The 22316-nt window shown below is 68.5% G+C and carries 17 protein-coding genes; 4 read left to right on the forward strand and 13 right to left on the reverse strand.

Annotation, left to right across the window (positions count from 1 at the left end; genetic code table 11):
- Positions 1–11: 11 nt before the first annotated feature.
- From VKV57_03890 to VKV57_03935, 10 genes are all read right to left on the reverse strand, one after another.
- Positions 12–1496, reverse strand: coding sequence for a flippase (locus tag VKV57_03890; protein ID HLW59049.1), 1485 nt, complete (start codon positions 1494–1496; stop codon positions 12–14).
- Positions 1493–2746: a glycosyltransferase family 4 protein gene (locus tag VKV57_03895; GenBank protein ID HLW59050.1), complete on the reverse strand. Its 1254-nt coding sequence runs from the start codon at positions 2744–2746 to the stop codon at positions 1493–1495. Before VKV57_03895 ends, VKV57_03890 begins: the two co-directional genes overlap by 4 nt.
- Before the next feature lie 59 nt (positions 2747–2805).
- A complete protein-coding gene (locus VKV57_03900; GenBank protein ID HLW59051.1) occupies positions 2806–4296 on the reverse strand; it encodes a sugar transferase in 1491 nt (496 codons plus the stop codon).
- A 24-nt stretch (positions 4297–4320) separates the two neighbouring features.
- The gene (locus tag VKV57_03905; GenBank protein HLW59052.1) at positions 4321–5307 is read right to left on the reverse strand and encodes an NAD-dependent epimerase/dehydratase family protein; all 987 of its coding nucleotides are present in this window, start codon (positions 5305–5307) and stop codon (positions 4321–4323) included.
- Between the two features lie 62 nt (positions 5308–5369).
- Positions 5370–6677 (reverse strand): UDP-glucose/GDP-mannose dehydrogenase family protein, encoded by a 1308-nt coding sequence (locus tag VKV57_03910; protein HLW59053.1) that lies wholly within the window; start codon positions 6675–6677, stop codon positions 5370–5372.
- 14 nt (positions 6678–6691) lie between these two features.
- Complete coding sequence (locus VKV57_03915) at positions 6692–7975, reverse strand: O-antigen ligase family protein (protein HLW59054.1); 1284 nt, start codon at positions 7973–7975, stop codon at positions 6692–6694.
- The gene (locus VKV57_03920) at positions 7972–9846 is read right to left on the reverse strand and encodes a bifunctional homocysteine S-methyltransferase/methylenetetrahydrofolate reductase (GenBank protein ID HLW59055.1); all 1875 of its coding nucleotides are present in this window, start codon (positions 9844–9846) and stop codon (positions 7972–7974) included. The genes VKV57_03915 and VKV57_03920 overlap by 4 nt, the downstream gene beginning before the upstream one ends.
- Positions 9843–10583 (reverse strand): LmeA family phospholipid-binding protein, encoded by a 741-nt coding sequence (locus VKV57_03925; GenBank protein HLW59056.1) that lies wholly within the window; start codon positions 10581–10583, stop codon positions 9843–9845. The genes VKV57_03920 and VKV57_03925 overlap by 4 nt, the downstream gene beginning before the upstream one ends.
- A 37-nt stretch (positions 10584–10620) precedes the next feature.
- Positions 10621–12183 (reverse strand): LptA/OstA family protein, encoded by a 1563-nt coding sequence (locus VKV57_03930; GenBank protein HLW59057.1) that lies wholly within the window; start codon positions 12181–12183, stop codon positions 10621–10623.
- A gap of 8 nt (positions 12184–12191) precedes the next feature.
- Positions 12192–13565, reverse strand: coding sequence for a phosphomannomutase/phosphoglucomutase (locus VKV57_03935; GenBank protein ID HLW59058.1), 1374 nt, complete (start codon positions 13563–13565; stop codon positions 12192–12194).
- An 89-nt stretch (positions 13566–13654) separates the two neighbouring features.
- Between VKV57_03935 and VKV57_03940 the strand changes: the two genes are divergently transcribed.
- Genes VKV57_03940 through VKV57_03955 form a run of 4 tightly spaced genes read left to right on the forward strand, consistent with a single transcriptional unit; the run spans position 13655 to position 18259 of the window.
- Complete coding sequence (locus VKV57_03940) at positions 13655–15409, forward strand: ABC transporter ATP-binding protein (protein ID HLW59059.1); 1755 nt, start codon at positions 13655–13657, stop codon at positions 15407–15409.
- Entirely contained in the window at positions 15406–16353 is a 948-nt protein-coding gene (locus VKV57_03945) for a glycosyltransferase family A protein (GenBank protein ID HLW59060.1), read from the forward strand. Before VKV57_03940 ends, VKV57_03945 begins: the two co-directional genes overlap by 4 nt.
- A complete protein-coding gene (locus VKV57_03950) occupies positions 16322–17284 on the forward strand; it encodes a glycosyltransferase (protein HLW59061.1) in 963 nt (320 codons plus the stop codon). The genes VKV57_03945 and VKV57_03950 overlap by 32 nt, the downstream gene beginning before the upstream one ends.
- Positions 17285–17287: 3 nt before the next feature.
- A complete protein-coding gene (locus VKV57_03955) occupies positions 17288–18259 on the forward strand; it encodes a glycosyltransferase (GenBank protein ID HLW59062.1) in 972 nt (323 codons plus the stop codon).
- On the opposite strand, the gene VKV57_03960 is transcribed toward VKV57_03955, so the two are convergent.
- From VKV57_03960 to VKV57_03970, 3 genes are read right to left on the reverse strand one after another with little or no spacing between them, the layout of a single operon-like run.
- Complete coding sequence (locus VKV57_03960; protein ID HLW59063.1) at positions 18169–19881, reverse strand: glycosyltransferase family 39 protein; 1713 nt, start codon at positions 19879–19881, stop codon at positions 18169–18171. The two genes, VKV57_03955 and VKV57_03960, sit on opposite strands and share 91 nt — an antisense overlap.
- Positions 19882–21045, reverse strand: a complete 1164-nt coding sequence (locus VKV57_03965; GenBank protein ID HLW59064.1) for a lipid-A-disaccharide synthase-related protein — start codon at positions 21043–21045, stop codon at positions 19882–19884.
- Positions 21042–22307 (reverse strand): hypothetical protein, encoded by a 1266-nt coding sequence (locus VKV57_03970; protein HLW59065.1) that lies wholly within the window; start codon positions 22305–22307, stop codon positions 21042–21044. The genes VKV57_03965 and VKV57_03970 overlap by 4 nt, the downstream gene beginning before the upstream one ends.
- Positions 22308–22316 lie beyond the last annotated feature (9 nt).

The raw sequence follows: 22316 nt of genomic DNA on the forward strand, positions 1-22316 counted from the left end.
CGCGGACTCCCCTACCAAGAGGCGACCATCGCGGAGGCCGCGGATTTGCGCAGCCCGACCCACACGCCGGCGAAGATGATCCCCCCTACGGGGACGGCGAGCCAGACGGCATGCCCCACGGCCCACATCCCCCACAATGCCGCCGCCCCCGCAGCTCCCGAGCTGATCACGGCCCACACCAGCGCCCCATTCACCGGCCGCAATGGCGTGCATCGCCCGGCGAGGACGAAGAGCTCCCCCAGGATCACGACGTGCGTGGCGACGGTGGCCCAGGCCGACCCATACAGGCCAAACGGGGGAATGAGCAAGGCATTGAGGATCACGTTGACGACCGCCGCGGACAAGAGGCACCAGAACAGCGTGCGCTGCCGATCGAACACGATCATGGCCTGAAAACTGGGGGTGTAGATGAAGATCAGCACCACCGTGATGGCCAGGATCTTCAGCGCCGTCCCGGCGGGATGGAACGCCGGGCCGAAGACCACCCCGATCACGGGGTCCGCCGTCGCCACGACGGCACAGGCGATGTATCCACCGACGGCCACCATGCCGGCGGACCAGGTGTCCCATCGCCGGCGAAAGGTCGCGTCGACGTTGGTCGATGTCGAGGCAAAGGCCGGAAAGATGACCAAGGAGAGCAGCCCGGTCGGCACCAGCAGGATGCCGGTGATCCGAATCGCGACGTTGTACCATCCCGTGTCGACGATCTTGCCAAAATACCCGAGCATCACGGAATCGACGTTCATATAGACGGTGGTGGCGCCGCTGGCCAGCGCCAGCGGGAGCGCCACGCGCAGAACGCGGGCCCAGACGTCTCGCCGGATGCGGAGGCTGATCCGCCAAGGACCTCTCCGCATCGCGACGAGGACCAGCCCGAGGGTGAGCAGGCCGGAGATGAGGTACGCGTACGTCACATTCAAGACCGACGGCGCCCGCCAGGCGATCCAGCCCACGCCCACAACCAGGAAGACCGCCTGGGCCACCCGCACCATGAACTCGTACTCCATCCGCTGCCAGGCCCGAAACACCGAAAACGAAAGGTTGACCATCTCCAGCACGAAAAATGCGGCGCCAAGCACCAGGATCATCCACCGGGTCGTCGGGTCCGGCGTGATCAAGATCATGCCCAGCGCCAGTCCCGCCATCCCAAGTCCCCCCAAGGCGAGCTTCATCAGGAGGATATCGGGCAGCAGGTGTTCATTCGCCTTGGCGATGGCCAGTTCCCGAGTGGTGGTCAGCGCCAGGCCGGAATCGAAGACGACGTCGAACATCGCGGCGAAGGAATAGGCGAAGGCGAACCGTCCGAATTCCGCGGGCCCAAACACCCGCGCCAAAATCGGCAACAATAGGAACTTCAACCCCCGGACCACCGTCTCGGCCAGGGTGGCCCACACCATATTCTTCAGGACGATCTGCGTCCAATGCAGGTTGACGAACAGGGCCCGGCGGACCAGATCCAAGACTCTTGTCGGGGCGCGCAGCCCTCGGATCATCATCGGGCGGACGGCCGGGTGGTCCGTTCGAAGAGCTCCGTGAAGCGATCGGCCATCACCTCCCACGAGTTCGCGCGCGTCAGGGCGGAAGCTCTCGTTCCCATCTCCACCCGGTCTCCGTCGGGCAGCGCCAGGAATGCGCGCATGGCGTCGGCGAGCGACGATGGGTCCTCCGGGACGCAGACGAAGCCGATGGCGTGGCGCTCCACCAACCCGCCCATTTCCGAAACGTTGCTGGCAATCACGGGCCGCTGATGCGCACAGGCCCCCTTCATCAGCGGGCCGCTGCCCCCGCGGTAGGCCCGAGTATACGGAAGCACCAGGGCGTCCGCGGCGAAGAAATACGCCGAGACGTCGCGGTCGGCGGCGTAGCCCAACCGCAGGATCACCCGGTCGCTCACCCCCGCATCGCGCACCATCTCCGCGATCTGGGCCGCCGCATACTCCATAGGATGTCCCACAATCATGAGTCGGAACTCTTTTTCCCGCAAGAGCGCCGCGGCCCTCACCAGATATTCGATCCCCTTGTCCCGCCGGAGCATGCCGAAAAACAGGAACACGGGCCCCCCGTAGTCGATCCCCAGCGCGGCGCGCGCCGCGGCGTGACTCAGCGCGGCGGCGGGAGGATCCCCGCCGTCCGGGATCACCGCGATCGGGAGCCCGGGGGGAATCCGCAGTTGCGTCCGCAATCGCTCGCGATGCCACTCGCCGAGCACGGCGCACGCCGCGATCTCAGTCCCCAGGGTGGTTCGGAAGATCTCGCGCTGGATCACCTTGTAGCTCTTTGCGAATATCGATCCCGGATAATCGCGGAACGAGAAATTTGCGGCGTTGACCTGCATCACGACAGGGGGCACGAAGTGCCGGTGGGCCCAGAGCAGCAGCGCCGCGACGAGGAATTCCACGTCCGTCATATACACGACGTCGAACGTCCGGCGCCGGCAGAGCTTCAATGCCGCGGACGTGACCGCATAACTGTTCCGATAATACCCCCAGTAGTAGTAGGGCCGGCAGTGGTTCATCGCCCGATCGAACGCCTCGAACGCCAGCCGCCCCCCGCCCACGAGTTCCGTGGAAAATGCCGGCGGCTCGTTCAAATACGACTCCGGGCGGATCAGGTTCGTGCAGAGGGTCACCGTGTGGCCGCGCTTCGCCAGCGCCTGACAGAGCTTCGTGGCCACCAGCCCGTAGTGGCCCATCTTGTCGCCAGTCGGCTGGACCACGAGAACGCGATACCCCGCTGCCGTCGTCACAAGAGCTCCGGGCCCGCCCCCACGATCGACCTCACGGCCCCGGCGAGCCGACGGAAAACCTACCGGCCCTTGAGCGCGAAGGCATGCATGATCGTCTTCAGGATGATCAGCAGGTCGAGCCCCAGCGACTGGTGCTTGATGTAATAGAGATCGTATTGAAGGCGCAGCAACGCGTCCTCGTGGGAGCTGGCATAGCCCTGCCGGACCAGCCCCCACCCTCCCATGCCCGGCTTCGCGATATGCCGGAGGCGATACACGGGGAACTTGGCGACCAGCTCCTCGACAAATTCCGGCCGCTCGGGTCGGGGGCCGACGATACTCATTTCTCCTCTCAGGACGTTGAGAAACTGGGGAAACTCATCGATGTGCGCCGCTCTCAGCACCCGGCCGACCCGAGTAACCCGCGGATCGTGTTCCCGCGCCCAGACCGCGCCGTCTTTCTCGGCATCACTGAACATCGACCGGAACTTGTAGGCGCGGAACACCTCTCCGCCCTTGCCGATCCGTTCTTGAATGTAGAAGATCGGCCCCGGCGAGTCGAGCGCGATCGTCAGGGCAATCAACGGTAACAGCGGAAGGAGGCACGCCAATCCCAGGGTGGCCAGGGCGATGTCCATGATCCGCTTGGCCAGCTGCCACAGGGTGCTGCTGACCTTCGGGTACACTGGGATGGAGGCATACCATTTCTCTCCCACGCGCTCCACGGGGACCCGGCCGGTCAGTTGTTCGTAGATCACCGACATCGGGACCATCTCCACCCCCCCCTCCGCGCAGCCCATCAGGCTGTGGAAAAGGTCGGCGTCGACCTCCCCCGGAATCGCCAGGATCAGGGTGGACACGCGGTGAACGGCGATCAGATCGGCGATCCCTTGGCTGCTCCCGAGCACGGGCACGTCGGCCGGTCCATCGCCGCCGTCGGCGGGGAGGTCTCTGGCCACGGGGATGAGGGTTCCCGCATTCTTCGGATCATCATCGACAAACCCCACGAGGTGATATCCGACGCGGTCGACGGTCATCAGCGCCTCGGCGATCGCCCGCCCCGCCCATCCCGCTCCGATGATAAGGGTCCGGCGCTCGTGCGATGGCATGGGAAGAGCCCAACTGTAGATCCCGCGCCCGAGGAGCACGCCGGCGATCAGGAAGCACGGAAAGCTGGCGAGCGTCCACCGGGACGTAGGGAGTGGTGGGGTGATATACGGAATCACCAAATAGAGCAGGACGGCCAGGACCGCCGCCTTGATCACTTCGGGGACGCTGGCCGCAAACCGCCCGGCGACACGGGGTTCATACACATCAAAGGCATGGCCGGTGATCAGCCAAAGCCCGCTGAGAATGATGAACCAATAAGGGTGGCGAGCCACCAGCATCGGGTCCACCCCAGGGTGCGGCCGAAACCCCAGGGCCAGGATCAACGCGGTGTTCACCGCCACCAAATCGATGCCCATGAGCAGGATTCGCCGCTCCGAGATGTCCAGCGGCATCCGGAATGCACGGCCCACGCTCATCTGGCGCGGAAGGATCAGGCTCCCCTTCGCGTCGCGATCAGGCATCGACGTGATCGGTGTGTCCGGGCACTATCGCCGCACCGGCTCGGAGACCCGTCCCCGCTTGACGAGTTGGTCACGGATCCACCGGTAGGTCTTCGCCAGACCCTCTTCCAAGGTGACGCGTGGCTCCCAGTTCAAGACGCGGCGGAGCGTCGTGTTATCGCTGTTTCGCCCGCGCACCCCCTGCGGTTTGGTCAGATCGTACCGCTTGGTGATTTTCTTTCCCGCGACGCTGGCGACGATGTCGACAAGTTCATTGATGGTCACCATCCGGTCCGATCCCAGGTTGATCGGCTGGTGTTCATCGGTCTGCATCAGGCGGTAAATCCCCTCGACGCAGTCGTCGATGTAGCAATAGGACCGAGTCTGCTTGCCGTCCCCCCACACCTCGATCTCGCCGCCGTCCGGTGCCAGGGCGATCTTCCGACAGATCGCCGCGGGCGATTTCTCCCGCCCGCCATCGTACGTCCCCAGCGGGCCGTAGATGTTGTGGAACCGGACCACGTAGGTGCTCAGGCCGTAGTCCTCATGATAGTGGCGGCACATTCGTTCGGTGAAGAGCTTCTCCCAACCGTATCCATCCTCGGCATCGGCGGGATAGGCGTCCTCCTCCTTGAGGGGGGTGACATCGGTGACGTTTTGCCGGTACCCCGGGTACACACACGCGGAGGAGGTGAACAGGAACTTTCGAATGCCATTGACCCTCGCCGCCTCGATCATGTGCGTGTTGATCAACACGCTGTCGCGCATGATCTCCGCCTTGTACTCGGTGATGAACCCGATCCCACCCATGTTCGCCGCAAGGTTGTAGCACTCGTCGATCCCGCGGGTCGCCTGAAGACAATCCGCCCACCGCCTCAGGTCAAGCACCTCAAACTCATCGCCGGCCGTCGGTTCGTACTCCGGGCGTTTAACATCCACCCCCCGCACCCAACACCCCCGCTGTTTGAGCGCCTTCACCAAATGGTGCCCGATAAACCCTCCGGCACCCGTGACCACGACTTTCGTTTTCACCAAAGTCCCCCCCGTTTCGTTTCATCCCGTTTCACTGTATATCGTGTCGGCGCGGACCGGGCCTATCGGCCGATGCCGGCGTAGTGGAACCCCGCCGCCCGCGCCGCCTGCGGATCGAGAATGTTCCGGCCATCGATGAGCACCGGGCGGCGCATCAGGGACTTGAGACGGGGAAGATCGAGCGTACGAAACTCCTTCCAATCCGTGAGCACCACCACCGCGTCGCTGCCGCGGGCCGCCTCATAGGGATCTGGAAAGTACGTGACGTAGGGCAGAATCTGCCGGGCGTTGGCCTCCGCCGCCGGGTCGTGCGCCCGCAGCACCGCCCCTTCCCGGCGAAGCGCCTCAAGGATCGCGACGGAGGGGGCGCCGCGCATGTCGTCGGTGTTCGGCTTGAATGCCAGGCCGAGGATCGTAACGGTCCGGTTCGCAATCACCCACAAGGCATCCTTGAGGAGACGGAGCAGCACGTCCCGCTGCCCGTCGTTCACCCGGGCGACCTCCTCGAGTAATCGGAAGTCGTACCCGGCCTCACGTGCCAACTGCACGAACGCCGCGACGTCCTTGGGAAAACAGGACCCTCCGTACCCTACCCCGGCGTCGAGGTAGGCCCGGCCGATCCGCGCGTCGTACCCCATACCGTCCGCGACCATGCGCACGTCGGCCCCCACGCGCTCGCACACATTCGCCACGGCGTTGATATACGAGATCTTCATGGCGAGGAAGGCGTTGCTGGCGTGCTTGATCAGTTCCGCGGTGCTGAGATCGGTCACCACGACCGGACAGTCGAACGGTGCGTAGAGTTCCCGCAGCAATCGTTCGCTCCGCTCGCTTTCCACCCCCAACACGATCCGGTCGGGATGCAGGAAGTCATGCACGGCGGAGCCTTCGCGCAGGAACTCCGGGTTGCAGGCGACGTCGAACGGGACCGCCCCTCGAGTCAGCAGGTGGATTTGATCCCGAATTCGGGCGCCGGTCCGGGCGGGCACCGTACTCTTCTCCACGATCAGTCGGTATTCGGTAAGCGCGGGGGCGATGACCTCGGCGACCGCGGCGACCGCGGAGAGATCCGCGTCGCCGGCCTCCCTGGACGGGGTGCCCACGGTAATGAAGATCACTTCCGACCTCCGGACGGCATCGGCCGTGTCGGTGGTAAACGTGATCCGCCCGGACCGGAGGGCGCGCTTCAGCAGGTCCTCGAGCCCCGGCTCATAAAAGGGCACCCGCCCCGCTTCGAGCAGCTTGAGCCGGTCGGCGTCCTGGTCGACGGCGATGACGGTGTGCCCGAGATCGGCGAAGCAGGCCGATGTGACCAGGCCCACGTAGCCGGTGCCGATCACGCTCAGGCTCATCGCACGTCGCTGGCTCACCAGGCGGCTCCCGACTAATGATAACTCCGCTGTCCGGCGGGCGCCGGGGAGTGGTCGGGAATCGGCCTCGCCGCGGACGGCACCATCAGCGTATCATCCGGCCGATCCCCCTGGCAATTCCCGTCGCCGTCGTCGCTCCCCGTCGGAAGCGGCACGACCAGCAGCGCGATGATCAGCCAGAACCCCATCAGCGTGGAGATCGACAACAGCGTATTGTCGCCGAACTGGTCGATCAGGAGCCCGATCCACATCGCGGTCGCCAACGACCGATACGGGTCCCGCAGTTGGCGCCCCATGCGTCCCGCGGCGCGGAAGACGGTGAGAATGACCCACAACACGCTCAGGAACCCCAGCGCGCCCATCTCGACCGCGTAGTTGAGCCAGAGGTTGTGCGCCGACCACTTCACTTCCTCACCGGGAGGCTTGAGCTGGTTGAACAGGACCAGAAACGTGCCGGGCCCGCTGCCGAGCCAAGGATGCCCCCGGAAAATCTGGAACGAGATCTGCCAAATGCGGAGCCGGTCACCGATCAAATCGCCGAACAGGTGCTGCGTGCGCACCGCGATCGCCGGCACCACCATTCCCGCCAGGCCGAGCCCGATCACCAGCGCGACCGCTGTCGAGACGAACGCGGCCGCCATGCGGCGGGGTCGGTCTCGGAACTCGCGCCAGGTGAGGTAGGCTGTGCCCACCACCCAGGCGATCAGGGACGACCTGGATTCGGTGGCCAGGAGGCCGGCCAGCGTCACAAGACCACAGACAATCCAACCCACCCGCTCCCGGCCCCGTGCCCGGTAGGCGAGGCCCAGTGCCACCAGGCTGCCGAGGAACAGCGTCGTCCCGAGCCCATTGGGCCCAAGCCCGATCCGCTCCGGCGGAATCTGCGCCCGGTGGTCGCCGGCGGCGGTGGCCGCGACCATCCCGACGAGAGCCGCGGGGACGGCGCCCAGCGCCCACACTTTCAGGAGGATCGTCCTGGAGCTGGGGTCGTGGTAGACCAGCCAGGTGAACGACCCGAAGACGACCACCGCCGGAATGATGGTGAGGATCACCGGGTGAACGGTGAGCGACGGGTACGCGGATGCGAAGGCAGAAATCACCAAGATGACCCCGAACACGGACAGGGGCAGGTCGAGGGGGGTGGAATGCCACAGCGGCGGCCGGCGCCGCACCAGCCGCCAGACGGCGCCCCCCAGCAGGAGGGGGAACCCAATCGTCGCGTGGCCCGCGGAGTACAGCGCCATCGTGACCATTACCACCCAACGCGTATACGTCAGTTGAGGGTCCCGCCCCCTCACGCACGGGCCCTCCGGGCATCCGTGTGGATCCGCGCCTTCACCTCGCGGACAAGGGCGGCGACAAGCTCATAGCGGCCAAACGACGGCATGAAGTAGGCGCCGTCGATCCGCCCCACGAGCGCCTCCAGCAGCTCCCGGGCGACCCGGAGCCCTTCGTCCCGGCCGGCACTCCCCGCCGCCTCCATCCGGTCGCGCACCCATTGGGGGATGGTAATGCCGGGCACCTCGTTGTGCAGGAACTCGGCGTGACGAGAGCTCTGCAGCGGAAGCACGCCCACCAGCACGGGCACAGGCAGTTTCCCGACCCGCCGCTCGAACAGGTCGAGCGTCTCCGGCTCGTACACCGGCTGGGTCATGAAAAAGTCCGCCCCGGCCTCCAGCTTGCGCTCGAGTTTCGGCAGTTCCCGGTCCAGCGTGCCCGGATTCATGTCCAGGGCGCACCCGGCGAGAAAGCGCGCCGGCCGGCCGATCGATTTTCCGGAAAGGTCGAGCCCCTCGTTGAACCGCTTGATGATCCGCACCAATCCCGGGCTGTCCACGTCGAAGACCGCGGTCACGTTCGGGTAGTCTCCCCTCGGGGGTTCGCCGGTCAGGGCGAGGATGTTGCGAACCCCGAGGGCGTGGGCCCCGATTAGATCGGCCTGCAGCCCCATCAGGTTCCGGTCTCGGGTCGTGAAGTGGATGATCGTCTCGATGCCGACCTGTTGCTGGATCAGGAAGCACATCGCCAGGGCGCCCATCCGGATGCGGCCGATCGGGCTGTCGCCAACGTCGATGACGTCCGCCCCCGCCTCTTTGAGCAGTCGGGCCCCGTCCAGGTCCTTGGTCGCATCCAACCCCTTGGGGGGGTCGACCTCCACGCTGATGACAAATGTCCGTCCAAGTTTCTGGGCGAGCTGGGTCGGCTGATCGCCCGGAAGCGTGATCTCCTCCGGACGCCTGCCGGGCACCACCGTCACCGCCGGCCGAACGGGCGCCGGGCGGAGATCGGCGATCGCGCGGCCGATCGCCGAAATATGCGCCGGGGTGGTGCCGCAACACCCACCGATGATCACGGCTCCGGCCTGAACCATCTTGCGGGCGTAGATCGCCATGTGCTCCGGCGAAGAGAGATAGAGGTACCGCCCCTCCACCAGGGTGGGGAACCCGGCGTTGGGTTGGGCCGACAGCGGCGTCCGGGCCAGCGCGGCCATCTGCTGGATGACCTCCAACATCGGCACGGGCCCCACGCTGCAGTTCGCGCCGATGACGTCGACGCCGGCCTGCTCCAGGGCCGCGACCACCTCAGCCGGTCCATGCCCGTACTTCGTGCGGCCGTCCTCGGCGAAGCTGATCTGCGCAACCAGCGGCAGGTCGCACGCGGCTCGGGCGGCCGAGACCGCCTCCAACAGCTCCGCCAGATCGGTGAAGGTCTCCAGGATCAGAACATCGACGCCCCCCTCGACGAGGGCGTCGATCTGGGCGCGAAACGCCTGACGCGTCTCTTCGGCGCTGATCCGCCCGAACGGCGCGACGGGCTTTCCGAGCGGCCCGATCGATCCGGCGATCCACACGGACTGCCCGATGATGTCGCGGGCCTCCTTCGCAATCTTCGCCCCGTGCCAGTTCACGTCGCGGACGCGCTCGCCGAGCCCGTGCACCCCAAGCTTCACCGGATTGGCCCCGAAGGTGTTCGTCTCGATCATCTCGGCACCGGCGCGGAGGTAATCGAGGTGGACGTTGAGGACGCGCTCCCGATCGGTGAGGTTGAGCGCGTCGAAACATCGATCGAACTCCACCCCCCGCGCGTAGAGGAGGGTCCCCATAGCCCCATCGCACAGCAGGGGCCCGCGCGCCAGGCGCGCGTGAAACGCTTGGAATGCCGACTTCATGGCGCCAGCCGAAGCTCCGGGCCTCCGCAGTCATTGCATGGCTGGGCGAAGTCACGCAGGCTGCTCAAGACGAACCCGTCGGGCGTCGACCGGAGCGAACGGATCTTGAACGCCACCGGCCAGGTGCGGAAATCGACCACGGGATTCATCGACCGCTCCAGGCGGTCGACGACGGCGGTGGGCAGCGGCAGCGAATTCACAAACAGCGATTCGATGTGAAAGTAGATCTCGGGGTCTCCCGATACCTGAAACACCCCCCGCATCCGCACGCGCACGAGAGCCCCACTGAGCAACATGGTCCCCTTGGCATCGATCAGGTCGCTGTCCTGCGTCAGCTTCACGTCCCGCACGGTCCCCTGCGCCTCGAGGAACGCCTCGACGCTGGCCAGGTTGACCTTGCCGTAGAGGCCGCTGTCCAGCACGCGCAGCACCTTAAGCGTGCCCTGGCGGAGCTCGGCCGGATCAACACTCGCGCCCGTCAACCGTATCCACAACTCGTCGACACGCATTCCCCCCACGGCCGCCCGCTGCGCGTACACGCTCACCCGAGCGTATCCGCCCTCGTAGAGATCGGGAACCACATCCATCCGCATCACCGGCGGGTCGCCCAGCATCCGGCCGAAGATGGGGCGAAGCGCCTCGACGGAGGCAACCGGCAGGTCCGCGCGGGCCGGCGCCAACAACCCGACCACGACGGCGAGCACGCCGATCGCCACACACACCCTGGGCATATGCATCAGCTTCTAGGTACCGCGGAAGAGTCCTTTCCAGACGTCAGAACGAAACGCCCGAGCCCGAGAACCCAACGTTGTTCCCCGGGAAGACGTTCAGCCCGACCGTGAACATCAGGCTGTTGCCGCCCGGGTTCTGCGGGAACGACCGGTAGACGAGTCCCACCGTCACGCAATCACACCGGACGTTGACCGCGTAATCGACCTCGGTCAGCTGCTGCGTGGTCAGGTTGTAATATGCAGAGACGTTGAACGCGACGTCCGGGCTGACGCTCATCGCCACGTTCAGCCCGGTACTGGTTTGCTGGGCGAGGAAGTCGTACGTGAGGCTCACCCCGGCGGACTGCACGAAGCCCCCGAACGAATAGCTGTAGCTCAGCGACGTCGTGCTGCTGGGCCCGATCGCGTCGAACGAAAAGGGCGTCGTCCCGGCCACCGCCACCCCGCTGTAGGACAAGGACGCCGAGGACCGGAGGTTGAGCGTATCGGAGAGCGCGGCGGATTCCTCGATGATCGTGCGCTGCTGCCCCGTCCCGTAGGCGTCGAACCGCGCCTGGCCGCCGGCGCTGAAGTACAGGCTCGGCGAGAGCCGGAACGTGTCGCTGCTGACGCTCAGCAGGCCCTCGGCGCGGCTGGTGCTGATGCCGGTGGAGAGTTCATGATAGTACCCACCGTGCGCCTCAAACTGCACGGCGATCGGCGCCCCGGGGATCTGCGCACGATCGTACTCCAGGTCGAGCGAGTACCGGTCGATGTTGACGAGGTTGCCGTTGGTGTCGGTCGTGGGGTGCCGCCCCAGATCCAGGCTCCACGTGTGACCGGCCACCCGATCGAACAGCAGGTTCTCCGCGGAGAGCCCGGTGCCCGTGGCGAGCCGGACCCGGAAATCGTCGTGCGCCTCTCCGACCGGGAACGAATGGAGGTATTCCAGATACAGCCCATCCGACGTGCTGAACCCGAAGGTGGGGCCGCTCCGCCTGCCGAGCGTGCTCGTGTACACCGGGAGCGTGATGATCCGGATGCCCGCGACGTAGATCGAGGCGTCGTAGGCGGTGAAGTGGTCGTTTGGCACGATCACGATCTTCCGGGCGGCGATCTTGAAGATCGGCCGGCTGGGATCGCAGGGGGTGAGCGAGGCGCCCTGCGCGACATCCTGCGCCGGCGCGACGTCGATCACCTGACCGGTAACGTGCCAGGGGGGATACGACCCCTCCATCTGCTCCATGTGGCCGACATGGGTCCCGAAGTTGTACTTGAGGAGCGACCCGGTCGCGCTGTTCCCACTCGACTTGAGCGTGATGTGCCCCGAGGCGACCGCGTCCTGCGTCTCCGTGTTCGCTTCGAGGTGGTCCGCGGTCAGCACCGAACCGCTTCCCTCTGCGCGAACGTGGCCGTCGGCCGTCGCGACCTTGGTCAACGAGTTGTACTCGATCCGGTCGGCGGTGATCGTCAGCTCGCCGGTCGGAACAGAGGGCGGAGCGGGAACCGCCGAATCCCGAAAAGATGCCGAGGATGTCGGGAGACCCCAGGAGACGGCCAGGATCGCGCTGGCGACAAGCGCAAGCCACCGCCTGACCACAAGCGGCGTCCGCGAGAGCCTCCGCATCCTCCGGGCTACCAGCTGAGCGGGGCGGCCTCGGGATACCGGCGGAGCGCCTGCTCCAGGACGGCTTTGATGCGCTCCAGCGCCGCGGGAGTCGTCCCTTCCGCGCGGACGACCAGCACGGGCTGGGTGTTGCTGGCGCGCACGAGGCCCCAGCCGTCGGGAAACAGCACCCGCACCCCGTCGATATCGATCACCTCGTAGCGCTCCTTGAACTCCCGGGTCAGCGCGGCCACCACCGGCTGCTTGCGCCCGTCGGGACAGGCGACCCTCGTCTCGGGGGTAGCGTAGTATCTGGGGATCTCCCCGGCGATCGCCGAGAGCGGGCGGTCCGCGCGGGACAGGATCCGCAGCAGCCGGCCGGCGGCGTAGATCGCATCGTCGAAGCCGTAGTACTCGTCGGCGAAGAACATGTGCCCGGACATCTCCCCGGCGAACACCGCCCCGAGCTCGCGCATTTTGGCCTTGATCAACGAGTGCCCGGTCTGGGTGAACTGCGGCCGGCCCCCCAGCCGGCGGATCTCGTCGACGAGCGCCTGCGAGCACTTAACCTCCACGAGCGCCACCGCGCCGGGATGGGCGGCCAGCACCTCGCGCCAGTAGAGGACCATCAGCAGGTCTCCCCACAGGATCCCGCCTCGGTCGTCCACGACGCCGAGCCGATCGCCGTCGCCGTCGAACCCCAACCCCACGTCCGCCCGGGACTCGGCGACGACGCGAATCAGATCGCCGAGGTTGTGCGGGTCCACCGGATCGGGGTGGTGGTGCGGGAACGACGGGTCGAGATCGCAGTAGAGGGGCACGACGTCGACCTCCCAGGCGCGGAGGATCTCGGGGACGAACGCCCCCGCGGTGCCGTTCCCGCAATCCGCCACCACCCGCAGGCGGCGCGGGCCGAGATGGATTCGCTCGCGCAGCATCCCGGCGTAGGCGGAGAGGATCTCGCGCTCCTCGACGGCCCCGGAGCCCTGCCGGAATCGACCCGCCTCCGCCAGTGCCCGGACCTCCTGGATCTGCGACCCGTAGAGGGTGCCGGGGCCGCAGCACAACTTGAACCCGTTGAACTCCGGGGGGTTGTGCGACGCCGTCACCATGATGCCGCCCTCGACGCCGAGGTGCCGGAGCGCAAAGTACAGCATCGGGGTCACGGCCAGCCCGATCGTGAGCACGTCGCATCCGGTCGCGGTCAGCCCTCGGATCGCGGCCTCGTAGAGCAAGGACGAGCTCGTCCGATTGTCGTGGCCGACCGCCGCTCGCCGAACGCCGGCGGAGGCCAAGTAGGTGCCGAACGCCCGACCGATCGTCTCCGCGGCCTCGGCGTCGAGCTCGCGCCCAACGACGCCGCGGATGTCGTACTCGCGAAAGATCTCGGGCGGTGGTTGCATCTGCGCGTCCTCTCTCCCCGTCCCCGCTAGGAGGTGGTTCTCTGCGACTGCACCTGCCCCTGCCGGAGAGATGATGTATAATAGGCACCATGGCGGAGATCCGACGGCTCGCCGGGTATCTCCGGCCGTACATGGTACAGCTGGTCGGAGGCCTCGTCGCCGCGATCCTCGTTGCCGTGGCGTGGCTGTACGTGCCGCGGTACGTGGGGTATCAGATCGACGCCATCATCAAGACCCACGGGAACTTCGCCGTCCTCAACGGCGCCGCGCTGGTCATCCTCGCCATCTACATCTTCCGCAGCGTCTGTCTGTACATCCAGCTCTCGCTGCTCGCGTTCGTCGGCCACCGCCTCGTGGCGGACCTTCGCCTCGCGGCCTTCCGCCAGGTGCAGCGCTGGTCGCTCGACCGCTTCATCACCTGGCACAGCGGCGAGGTGATCTCCCGGACGATCCAGGACACCCAGCTCGTCGAATCCCGGCTGCTCAACGGCTTGACCGATCTGCTGACGACGGGGCTGCTGGTCGTCGGCGTCGTCGTCGCCTTGTTCCTCATCCAGTGGCGCCTCGCGCTCCTCACCTTCGGCACGATCGGCGCGCTGATCGTCGCGGCGCGGGTCTTCGGGCACGAGGTGCAGCAGGGCTCCACGCGGGCCCAGAGCCGCATCGCCGCCCTAACCGGGGTGATCAAGGAATCGATCACGGGGGCGCGGATCATCCGCGCCTTCGTCCAGGAGACGCGGGAGGAGGGCCGCTTCGGCCTGGAAAACGAGCGCACCTTCGAGGAGAACTACCGGATCCGGCGGCTGATCGCGCTCGAGATCTCGCTCGTCAGCATCCTCAACGCGTTTGGGTTGATCTTTGTCCTGTGGGCCGGGGTGAAGTACGTCTCCGCCGGCCAGATGACCCCCGGCGGCCTGGTGTCGTTCCTGGCGTACCTCGCCCTGGCGATGGACCCGGCGGCCAGCCTGCTCCGGTACTACTCCGAGTCGCGGCAGGCGATGGCGGGGGTCGTCCGGGTCTTCGAGTTGCTGGACGTCCCGGAAACGGTCATCCAGCCCCCCCACGCCGTACGCCTCAAGCGGCTCAGCGGGCGAGTCCGCTTCCGCAACATCTCCCTCGCCTACGAGCCGGACCGGTGGGCGCTGCGGAACATCTCGCTGGACGTCCACCCCGGCGAGCACATCGCCGTGGTCGGGCCGAGCGGGGCGGGCAAGAGCAGCCTGGTGAACCTCATCCCCCGATTCTACGATCCCACCGAGGGGACGATCGAGGTCGATGACCACGACCTGCGCGGGGTGCAGACCGCCTCGCTCCGCCGGCAGATCGGGCTGGTGCCGCAGGAGACCGTGCTGTTCGCCGGCACGGTCGCCGACAACATCGCCTACGGGCGTCCGGACGCCCCGCTAAAGGAGATCGAGGACGCGGCGCGCGTCGCCGCCGCGCACGACTTCATCTCCAGGCTGCCCGACGGGTACCACACCCACCTAGGCGAGGGCGGCACGCAGCTGTCGGGAGGACAGCGGCAGCGGCTGGCGCTGGCGCGGGCGGTGCTGAACGATCCGGCGATCCTCATCCTGGACGAGGCCACCTCCGCGCTGGACGCGGAATCGGAGGAGGCGATCCAGCAGGCGATGGAACGGCTCACCGAGCAGCGGACGACCTTCATCATCGCCCACCGGCTCTCCACCGTGCGCAGCGCGCACCGCATCGTCGTGCTGCTGGACGGTGAAGTGGCTGAGATCGGGCGCCACGACGACCTCGCCGCCCGGGACGGGCCGTACAGCCGGCTGGTGCGGGCGCAACTCATCGAGGAGACCGACCGCACCCCCGCCGCCGCTCCATGACGGTCGAGATCAGCGTCGTCACCCCGACCCGCGACCGCGCGCCGGTGCTGGCCCGCTGCCTCGACACACTCATCCGGCAGTCGCTCGACCCCGCGCGGTACGAGATCCTGATCGTCGACGACGGGTCGACCGACGACACCCCGGCGGTCGTCGAGGCGGCGCGGCGCGCCGCGGCCTGCGAGGTCCGGATGTTCCGGCTCGGGCAGCACGCCGGGATTCCCGCCGCCCGGAACCGGGCGATCCAGGAGGCCCGCGGGGACCTCATCGTCTTCGTGGACAGCGATGAACTCGCCCCGGCATCGTTTCTCGCCGCCCACCGGGACTGCCATCGGCGCGGGCCCAACGTGATCGGCCGCGGCCCGGTGATCATCACGCACGCGCTCGACCGGCCGTTCGAGGCGCGGGGCGGCATCCTGGACCTGTCCACCGCGTACTTCGACACGGACAACGCGTCGGTGCGGCGGAGCGATCTGCTGCGCGCCGGCCTGTTCGACGAGTCCTTCTCGCCCTACGGGTGGGAGGGCCTCGATCTGGGGTTCCGCCTCAGGGCGCTCGGCCTGCGGCGGGTCTTCCGGCGGGACGCCGCCCTGTACCACTACCGCCCCGAGGTGTCGGCGGAGACGCTGTCCGATCTCTTGGCCAAGGAAGAGGAGCGCGCCTGGACCGCGCGGCATTTCTTCGCCAAGCATCGCACGGTGGAGGCGAGGTTCGCGATCTCGCTCACCCCGATGCACTACTGCCTCAACGCCCTGCAGCGGGGGTTCGGCGCCCTCCACGCCGGCAACATCGTGGCGTGGGTGGCGCGGACACGGCGGTGGGGACTCTCCGGGCTCGGCCGCGTCATGTTGGCGGGCGTGCTGCGGGAGCGCTACTTCGCCCGCCTCCTGGACGGGGAGACGGCCTCCGGAACCCATGGACGCCAGCGTCATCATCCCGACGCGTAACAACCGCGAGGTCCTGCGCGAGACGATTGCGGCGCAGCTCGGGCAGGCCTTCCCGCCCGATCGGTACGAGATCATCGTGGTCGACGACGGCTCGACCGACGGGACGGCAGAGATGGTGCGCGGGCTCCGCGGCGCGGCCCCGATCCGGTACCTCGCCCAGCCGCCGCGGGGGCTGGCGGCCGCGCGCAACACGGGCGCCCGGGCCGCGCGGGGGCGGACCCTCGTGTTCATCGACGCCGATTTCTGGGCGACCCCCCAGCTCGTCGCCGCGCACCACGCGCACTATCCGCCGGAAGCCCGCCGCCTCTGGGTGCAGGGAGCGACGCGTACGCATCCCGACGCCCTGGTCACCCCGTTCATGCGCGACCGGGTGCGGCTCGATCCTCCCGACCGCGGGTCGCACGCCCTCTCACCGTTCCACGTCGTCGGGCGAAACTTCTCGATGCTGCGCGCGGATCTCGAGGGGCTCGGCGGGTTCGACGAGAACTTCACCGAATACGGGTGGGAGGACCTCGACCTGGCACTGCGCCTCCGGGCCTGCGGGGGCACGTTTCTCTACGACGGGGGGGCGCTCGGGTACCACTATCACGTCGAGACGCTGGAGAGCGTCCGGCGCAAATTCGGGCAGGCCGGCGCGGGCGCGGTCTACCTTTGGCGGAAGCACCGCCGGGCTTTTCGGCTCGGCATCTTCTTGGAAATCGCCCCGCTCATGCTTCCGCTGAAGTGGCTGGTCTTCCGCACCCCCCTCTTCACGCCGCTGATGCGCCGGCTCCTCCCCCACGCCGAAGCCCACCGCTGGTGGTCGCTCGCGTTTGCCGCCTACACGCACCTCACCTGGGAGGCCTACTACGAGGGGGTGTTCCGGGCGCTGCGGGAGCCGGAGCCGGACGCGCGCCGGGCGCGCCGCTCGCGGGACGCGCGCGCCACCTAGCCCATGGACTGCAGCGTCATCATCCCCACGTACAACAACCGCGAGGTCCTCCGCGAGGCCCTGGTCCGGCAGGTCGGGCAGGACTTCCCCCGCGACCGCTACGAGATCGTGGTGATCGACGATGGATCCACCGACGGGACCGCCGAGATGATCCGCGATCTGCGCAGCCCGGTCCCGATCCGGTATCTGGCACAGGCCAACCGGGGCCGCGCCGCCGCCCGCAACGCCGGCGTCCGGGCGTCCTCGGGCCGGGTGCTGGTGTTCCTCGACTCCGACTTCTGGGCGGAGCCGACCCTCCTCGCCGAGCACGCCAAGCACTACCCGCCCTCCGCCGCGCGGCTGGGGGTCCAGGGGGCCAGCCGCACCCATCCCGATTCACTCGTCACGCCGTTCATGCGGGCGCGGGAGATCCGCCTCGAGCTCCCCCCGCCCCGGCCGAACGACATCTCGCCGTTCCGCATCAGCACCCGCAACCTCTCCCTGCTGCGCGACGAGTTCATCGCCGCCGGCGGCTTCGATGAGGGGTTTGGCGGATACGGCTGGGAGGACATCGAGCTGGCCTGGCGCCTGCGCGCGCGGGGGGTGACGTTCCGGTACGAACCCCGGGCGACCGGGGACCACTACCAGATCCAGGACCTGGAGGGGCTGCGGCGGAAGCTGCGCGAGGGCGGGCGGAGCGCGGTGTACTTCTGGCAGAAGCACGGCCGGCCGTTCCGGTTGGGGATGCTGCTCGAGATCGCCCCGCTGCTGCTGCCGTTCAAATGGCTGGTCTACCGGACCCCGCTGGTCACCGCCCCCATCCGCTGGCTGCTCCCCCGCGCGGAGCGACGGGGGTGGCACTGGATCCTGAGCGAGTGCACGAACCACATGGTCTGGGAAGCCTACTATGAAGGGGTCTTCCGGGCGTTGGCCGGGGATGGGGGACGCCGCTCCGAGGCGGGCCGGGAGGACGGCAGCCAGGCCGAGACGACGTAACGCGGCCCGATCCGCCCCGACGACGCTGCGCAGCGGAGCGCCGCGGGCTTCTCGAGCACCAGGGTCCCCACCCGCTGCGCCACCGGCTCGAGCGGGGGCGGCTCCCACGGGAGCCTCGCCAACTCGTCCCGGGTGATGACGAGGAATACCCGGCCGGGCGCGCAGAGATCGCGGCGCAGCTCGCCCGGCATCTCGGCCCACTCGACCCGGTGCCCCGTGTAGTAGATCAGCGAGGTCGCGGTGTTCATCCGGTACGCGACGATCCGGTCGCCCGGCCGGAGCGTCGCGTCGATCGCCGACGCCAGCGGCCTGATCGGCTTCTGGGCCTCCGCCAGCGGCAGCACCCAGGTCAGCACCGCGACCCACGTCGCCGCCAGCGCCGCGCACACCAGCGCGAAAGCGGCCCGGCTGCTCCCGCGCCGGCCGGCGACGAGCGCGGCGGCCAGCCCGACCACGAGCGTCGCGGCGGTCAGGAGCAGGTCGCCGCCGGCCGCGCGCAGCGGCCCGGGGTACAGGGCTCCCAGGACCGCCCAGGCCGCCCCCAGCAGCACCACGACGAACCCCAGCAGCCAGCCGAGCGCGCGCGTCACCCGAGGATCGGCGCCGCCCCGCTCAAGGATCGGCCCCCAGAACGCCGCCACCCCGATCGCCGCAAACGGGAAGATCGGCATGATGTAGCCGGGAAGCTTGGTCTGTGCCGCCGTGTAGAAAAGCACGGGGATGGCCGTCCACAACAGCACGACCAGGCTGCCGTCCGCGCTCCGCCACTGCCGGAGGTGCAGGCGCGCCGCGTCCGGCCAAAAGGCCGTCCAGGGAAGCCCCCCCAAGGCCGCCACTGGCAGATAGAAGTACCAGGGGGCGGAGTGCTTCTCGACGACCCCGAAGAACCGGCCGACCATATAGTAGCCGACGTTTGAGACCAGGAACGCCCCGCCGTGCCGCACCGTCTCCGCGGCGTACCAGGAGAGCCCCACGATCGCGTACACCGCGACCCCCGCCCCCCACGGAACTTCCCGCCATCGGGCCCACCCTCGGCGCAGGGTGACGAAGGCGACGATGACCAGTCCCGGGAGGAGCGCGCCGATGGGGCCTTTGGTCAGCGTGGCCAGCCCGGCAAACAGAAAGCACCGCAGGTAGTCCGCGCGCCGCCCCGACCGATACCCCTGGAGGAAAGCGTGAAATGCCAGGAGCATCCACGCCAGCAGGACCGTGTCGAACACGGCCAGCCGGGACTGTCCCAGGAACTGCAGGGTCACCGCGAGGATCGCCCCCGCGATCAGCCCCACCCGGCCATCGAACAGCGCGCGGCCCAGCAGCACGGTCGCGTACACGGCGAGCAGGCTGAAGAGCACGGACCAGATCCGCACGGTCCACTCCGAGAACCCCAGCGCGCGGCCTGTCGCCGCGACCAACCACATATAGAGCGGGGGGTGCACGAACCAGGGATGGCCGTTGACGTGGAGGGTCACCGGATCGCCGGTCTGGACCATCTCCACCGCGATCTGGGCGTACTCGCTCTCGTCCTGGTCGAAGAGGGCGGGCGCGCCGAGCCGGTACAGATCCAAGCAGGCCGACGCCAGCAGCAGGACGACGATCCACCGGCGCTCCCGGTGCGGGGTCACCTACGCGCTGAGCCGCGGGGCGGTCAGCCGATCGAGCAAGTACCGGGCGATCGCGGCGGCCGCGCCGACGCCCCCCTGGCGCTCGCGGCCGATCCGGCCCCGACGCTCGCGCTCGCCCTGATCCCCGAGCAGGGCCGCCAGCGCGCGGCCGGCCTCCGCCCAATCGGACGTCGCCACCAGCGCGTCCCCCAGCAGCCGCTGCTGCTCCTCGAGGAAGCTCGGCGTGAACTGCGGACCGCTCCCCGGGAAGGCGACGACGGGCTTGCCCAGCCCGGCCGCCTGCTCGTGCGCCGCCCCCGCCATGCCGAGGACGGCCGTCGCCCGCCTGAGGGCGTCGCCGTAGCGGTCGGTGACGACCATCACCTCGATCTCCTCGAACCGGAAGCGCCGGGGGGCGAGCCACACCCCCCCCGAGGCGGTGACGACCTCGGCCAGCCGATCCGTGGACAGCTGGGGCGACCACGCCAGGATGACGGCGGGAGGGGCCGTGACCAATCGGGCGGCGGCGTTCGTCGCCCGGAGAAGCGCGCCGAGGTTGTCGAACGCGGGAGGCTTGCTGCCGGGGAGGATCGTGATCACCGGGCGGGCGGGGGCGAGCCCGAAGTCCTCGCCCGTGAACTGCAGGGCGTCCATCACCCAAAATCCAAGAAACTCCGCACGCACCCCCCGCCGCCTGAGCGCCGCCGCGGTCACCTCATCCCTCGTGAACACCTGGCAGGCCAGCCTGCGGATCATCCACAGCTCAAGCGGCGTGTGCGGGGCGATGTGCTCGGATTTGGGAGCGGCCAGGAACACCACCGGCCGCCGCGCCAAGCTGGCCATGGCGAGGCAGTAAACGTCTCCGACCGCCACGACGAGATCGGCGTGCCCCCGCTGCGTGCGCAGCGACCGCCGCTGGGCCCGCCAAAACCCCAGCCACCCACTGGATAGATCTTCGCGGAGGGTGCGCAGGGTCCCCCACCCCGCGCGCAGGCCGAAGCCCCGGCTAGGGAAGTTCCGGCGGGGGTCGAGCAGGCGGATGCCGGCAGGGTACAGATGGCCGAGCCCGACCAGCGGGTACACGGAAACCTCGACGTCGTGAAGCGGCAGCGCTCGAATCACTTCCGCGGCACCGACGTCTTCCCCGTACCCGTTGCTGACGACCAGGATTCGCCCGAGGCTCACGCCGCGTGATCACCCGGGTGGCGGTCCAAGAACGGCGCCATCTCCTCCAGCATCCGCGCGGCCGGGGAGACGGGCGCGGCGTACAGCCCGCGCAGCTCCTCGGACATCTTCGTCAAGCCGGGCTGGTCCTCGAGCATCGCCACCGCCTGCCGGGCCACCTCGGCGGGGACGAGGCGCCCCACCAGTTCCGGGACGAGCATCCGTCCGGCGTGCTGGTTCGGCCACGCCAGCAGCCGGTGGCGGCGGAGATACTGCCCGACGACGATGGCCTTCACGAGGTGCGCGAGCCCCGGGATCCGGCCGAGCCACTCGCTCAGCCCCGGGGTGCGGATCGACGTCATCCGCGCCAAGGGCACCAAGACGATCATCGGCACCCCGAGGATCGCCAACTCGTCGTTGTTCGTGCCGGGATAGGTCAGCGCGAGCCCGCACTCGGCCATCGCGCTCAACCGGTCGTGCTCGATGAGGTCGATCCCAAGATCATCCAGCGAGGTGCCGCGGCGGGTGAGGGCCCGCGCAAAGTTCTCGCGGGAGAGAAACGGCGAGGCCATCAGCGAGAACCGGAGGTCGGGGCGCAGCGCCCGCATCGCCGGGACGAGGTCGCGGATGAACGGCAGCGCGATGCCGGCGATCCAGCGGCGGCTGCCGGGGAACAGCGCGACGCGGGATCCCGACCGCACGCGGGGCGCGGCGGCCCGGACCGACTGCAGATGCTGCACGCGAAGGTCGCCGACGACGGCCAGCCGCCGGGAGGGGACCCCGAGGGCGGTCAGGCGCTCGCCCAGAGACGGCGTGGGGAGGAACACCCGCTCGAACCAGCGGGCGCGGCTCCGGATCGGGTGCGTGGCCTCGACGTAGGCGAAGACGGCAAACCGGAACCGCCGCGCCAGGGTCGCCGAGTACCAGAGGTCGCCGCCGAAGTGCAGCACGCACCCGGGCCCGGCGGAGGGAAACCGCCGCAGCCGGGCGGCAAAGGCGAGACACTCGCGCGGGCTGAAGATGCGGTCAAACACCGCCGCGGCGCGCGCGACCGCGGCCTCCTGCCCGCTCGCCCACTGGCACGGAGGGAGAATCAAGGAGACGGCCAGAGGGAGGCCCCTCGAGTTCGCCCAGGCCTTCGCCGCGTGGGCCATCGGGATCGCCAGGTAGGAGACCTCGCCGGGGCTGTTGGCCAGCAGCACCAGCTGTCGCGCGCCCACCGCAGCGTCCCGCCGTTCGGCCGTGCCGTCCGCCGCGCGGGCCCCGGTGAGCACCGAATGCATGGTGCGATT

The organism is bacterium (genome assembly GCA_035307765.1).
Taxonomy (GTDB): domain Bacteria; phylum Sysuimicrobiota; class Sysuimicrobiia; order Sysuimicrobiales; family Segetimicrobiaceae; genus Segetimicrobium.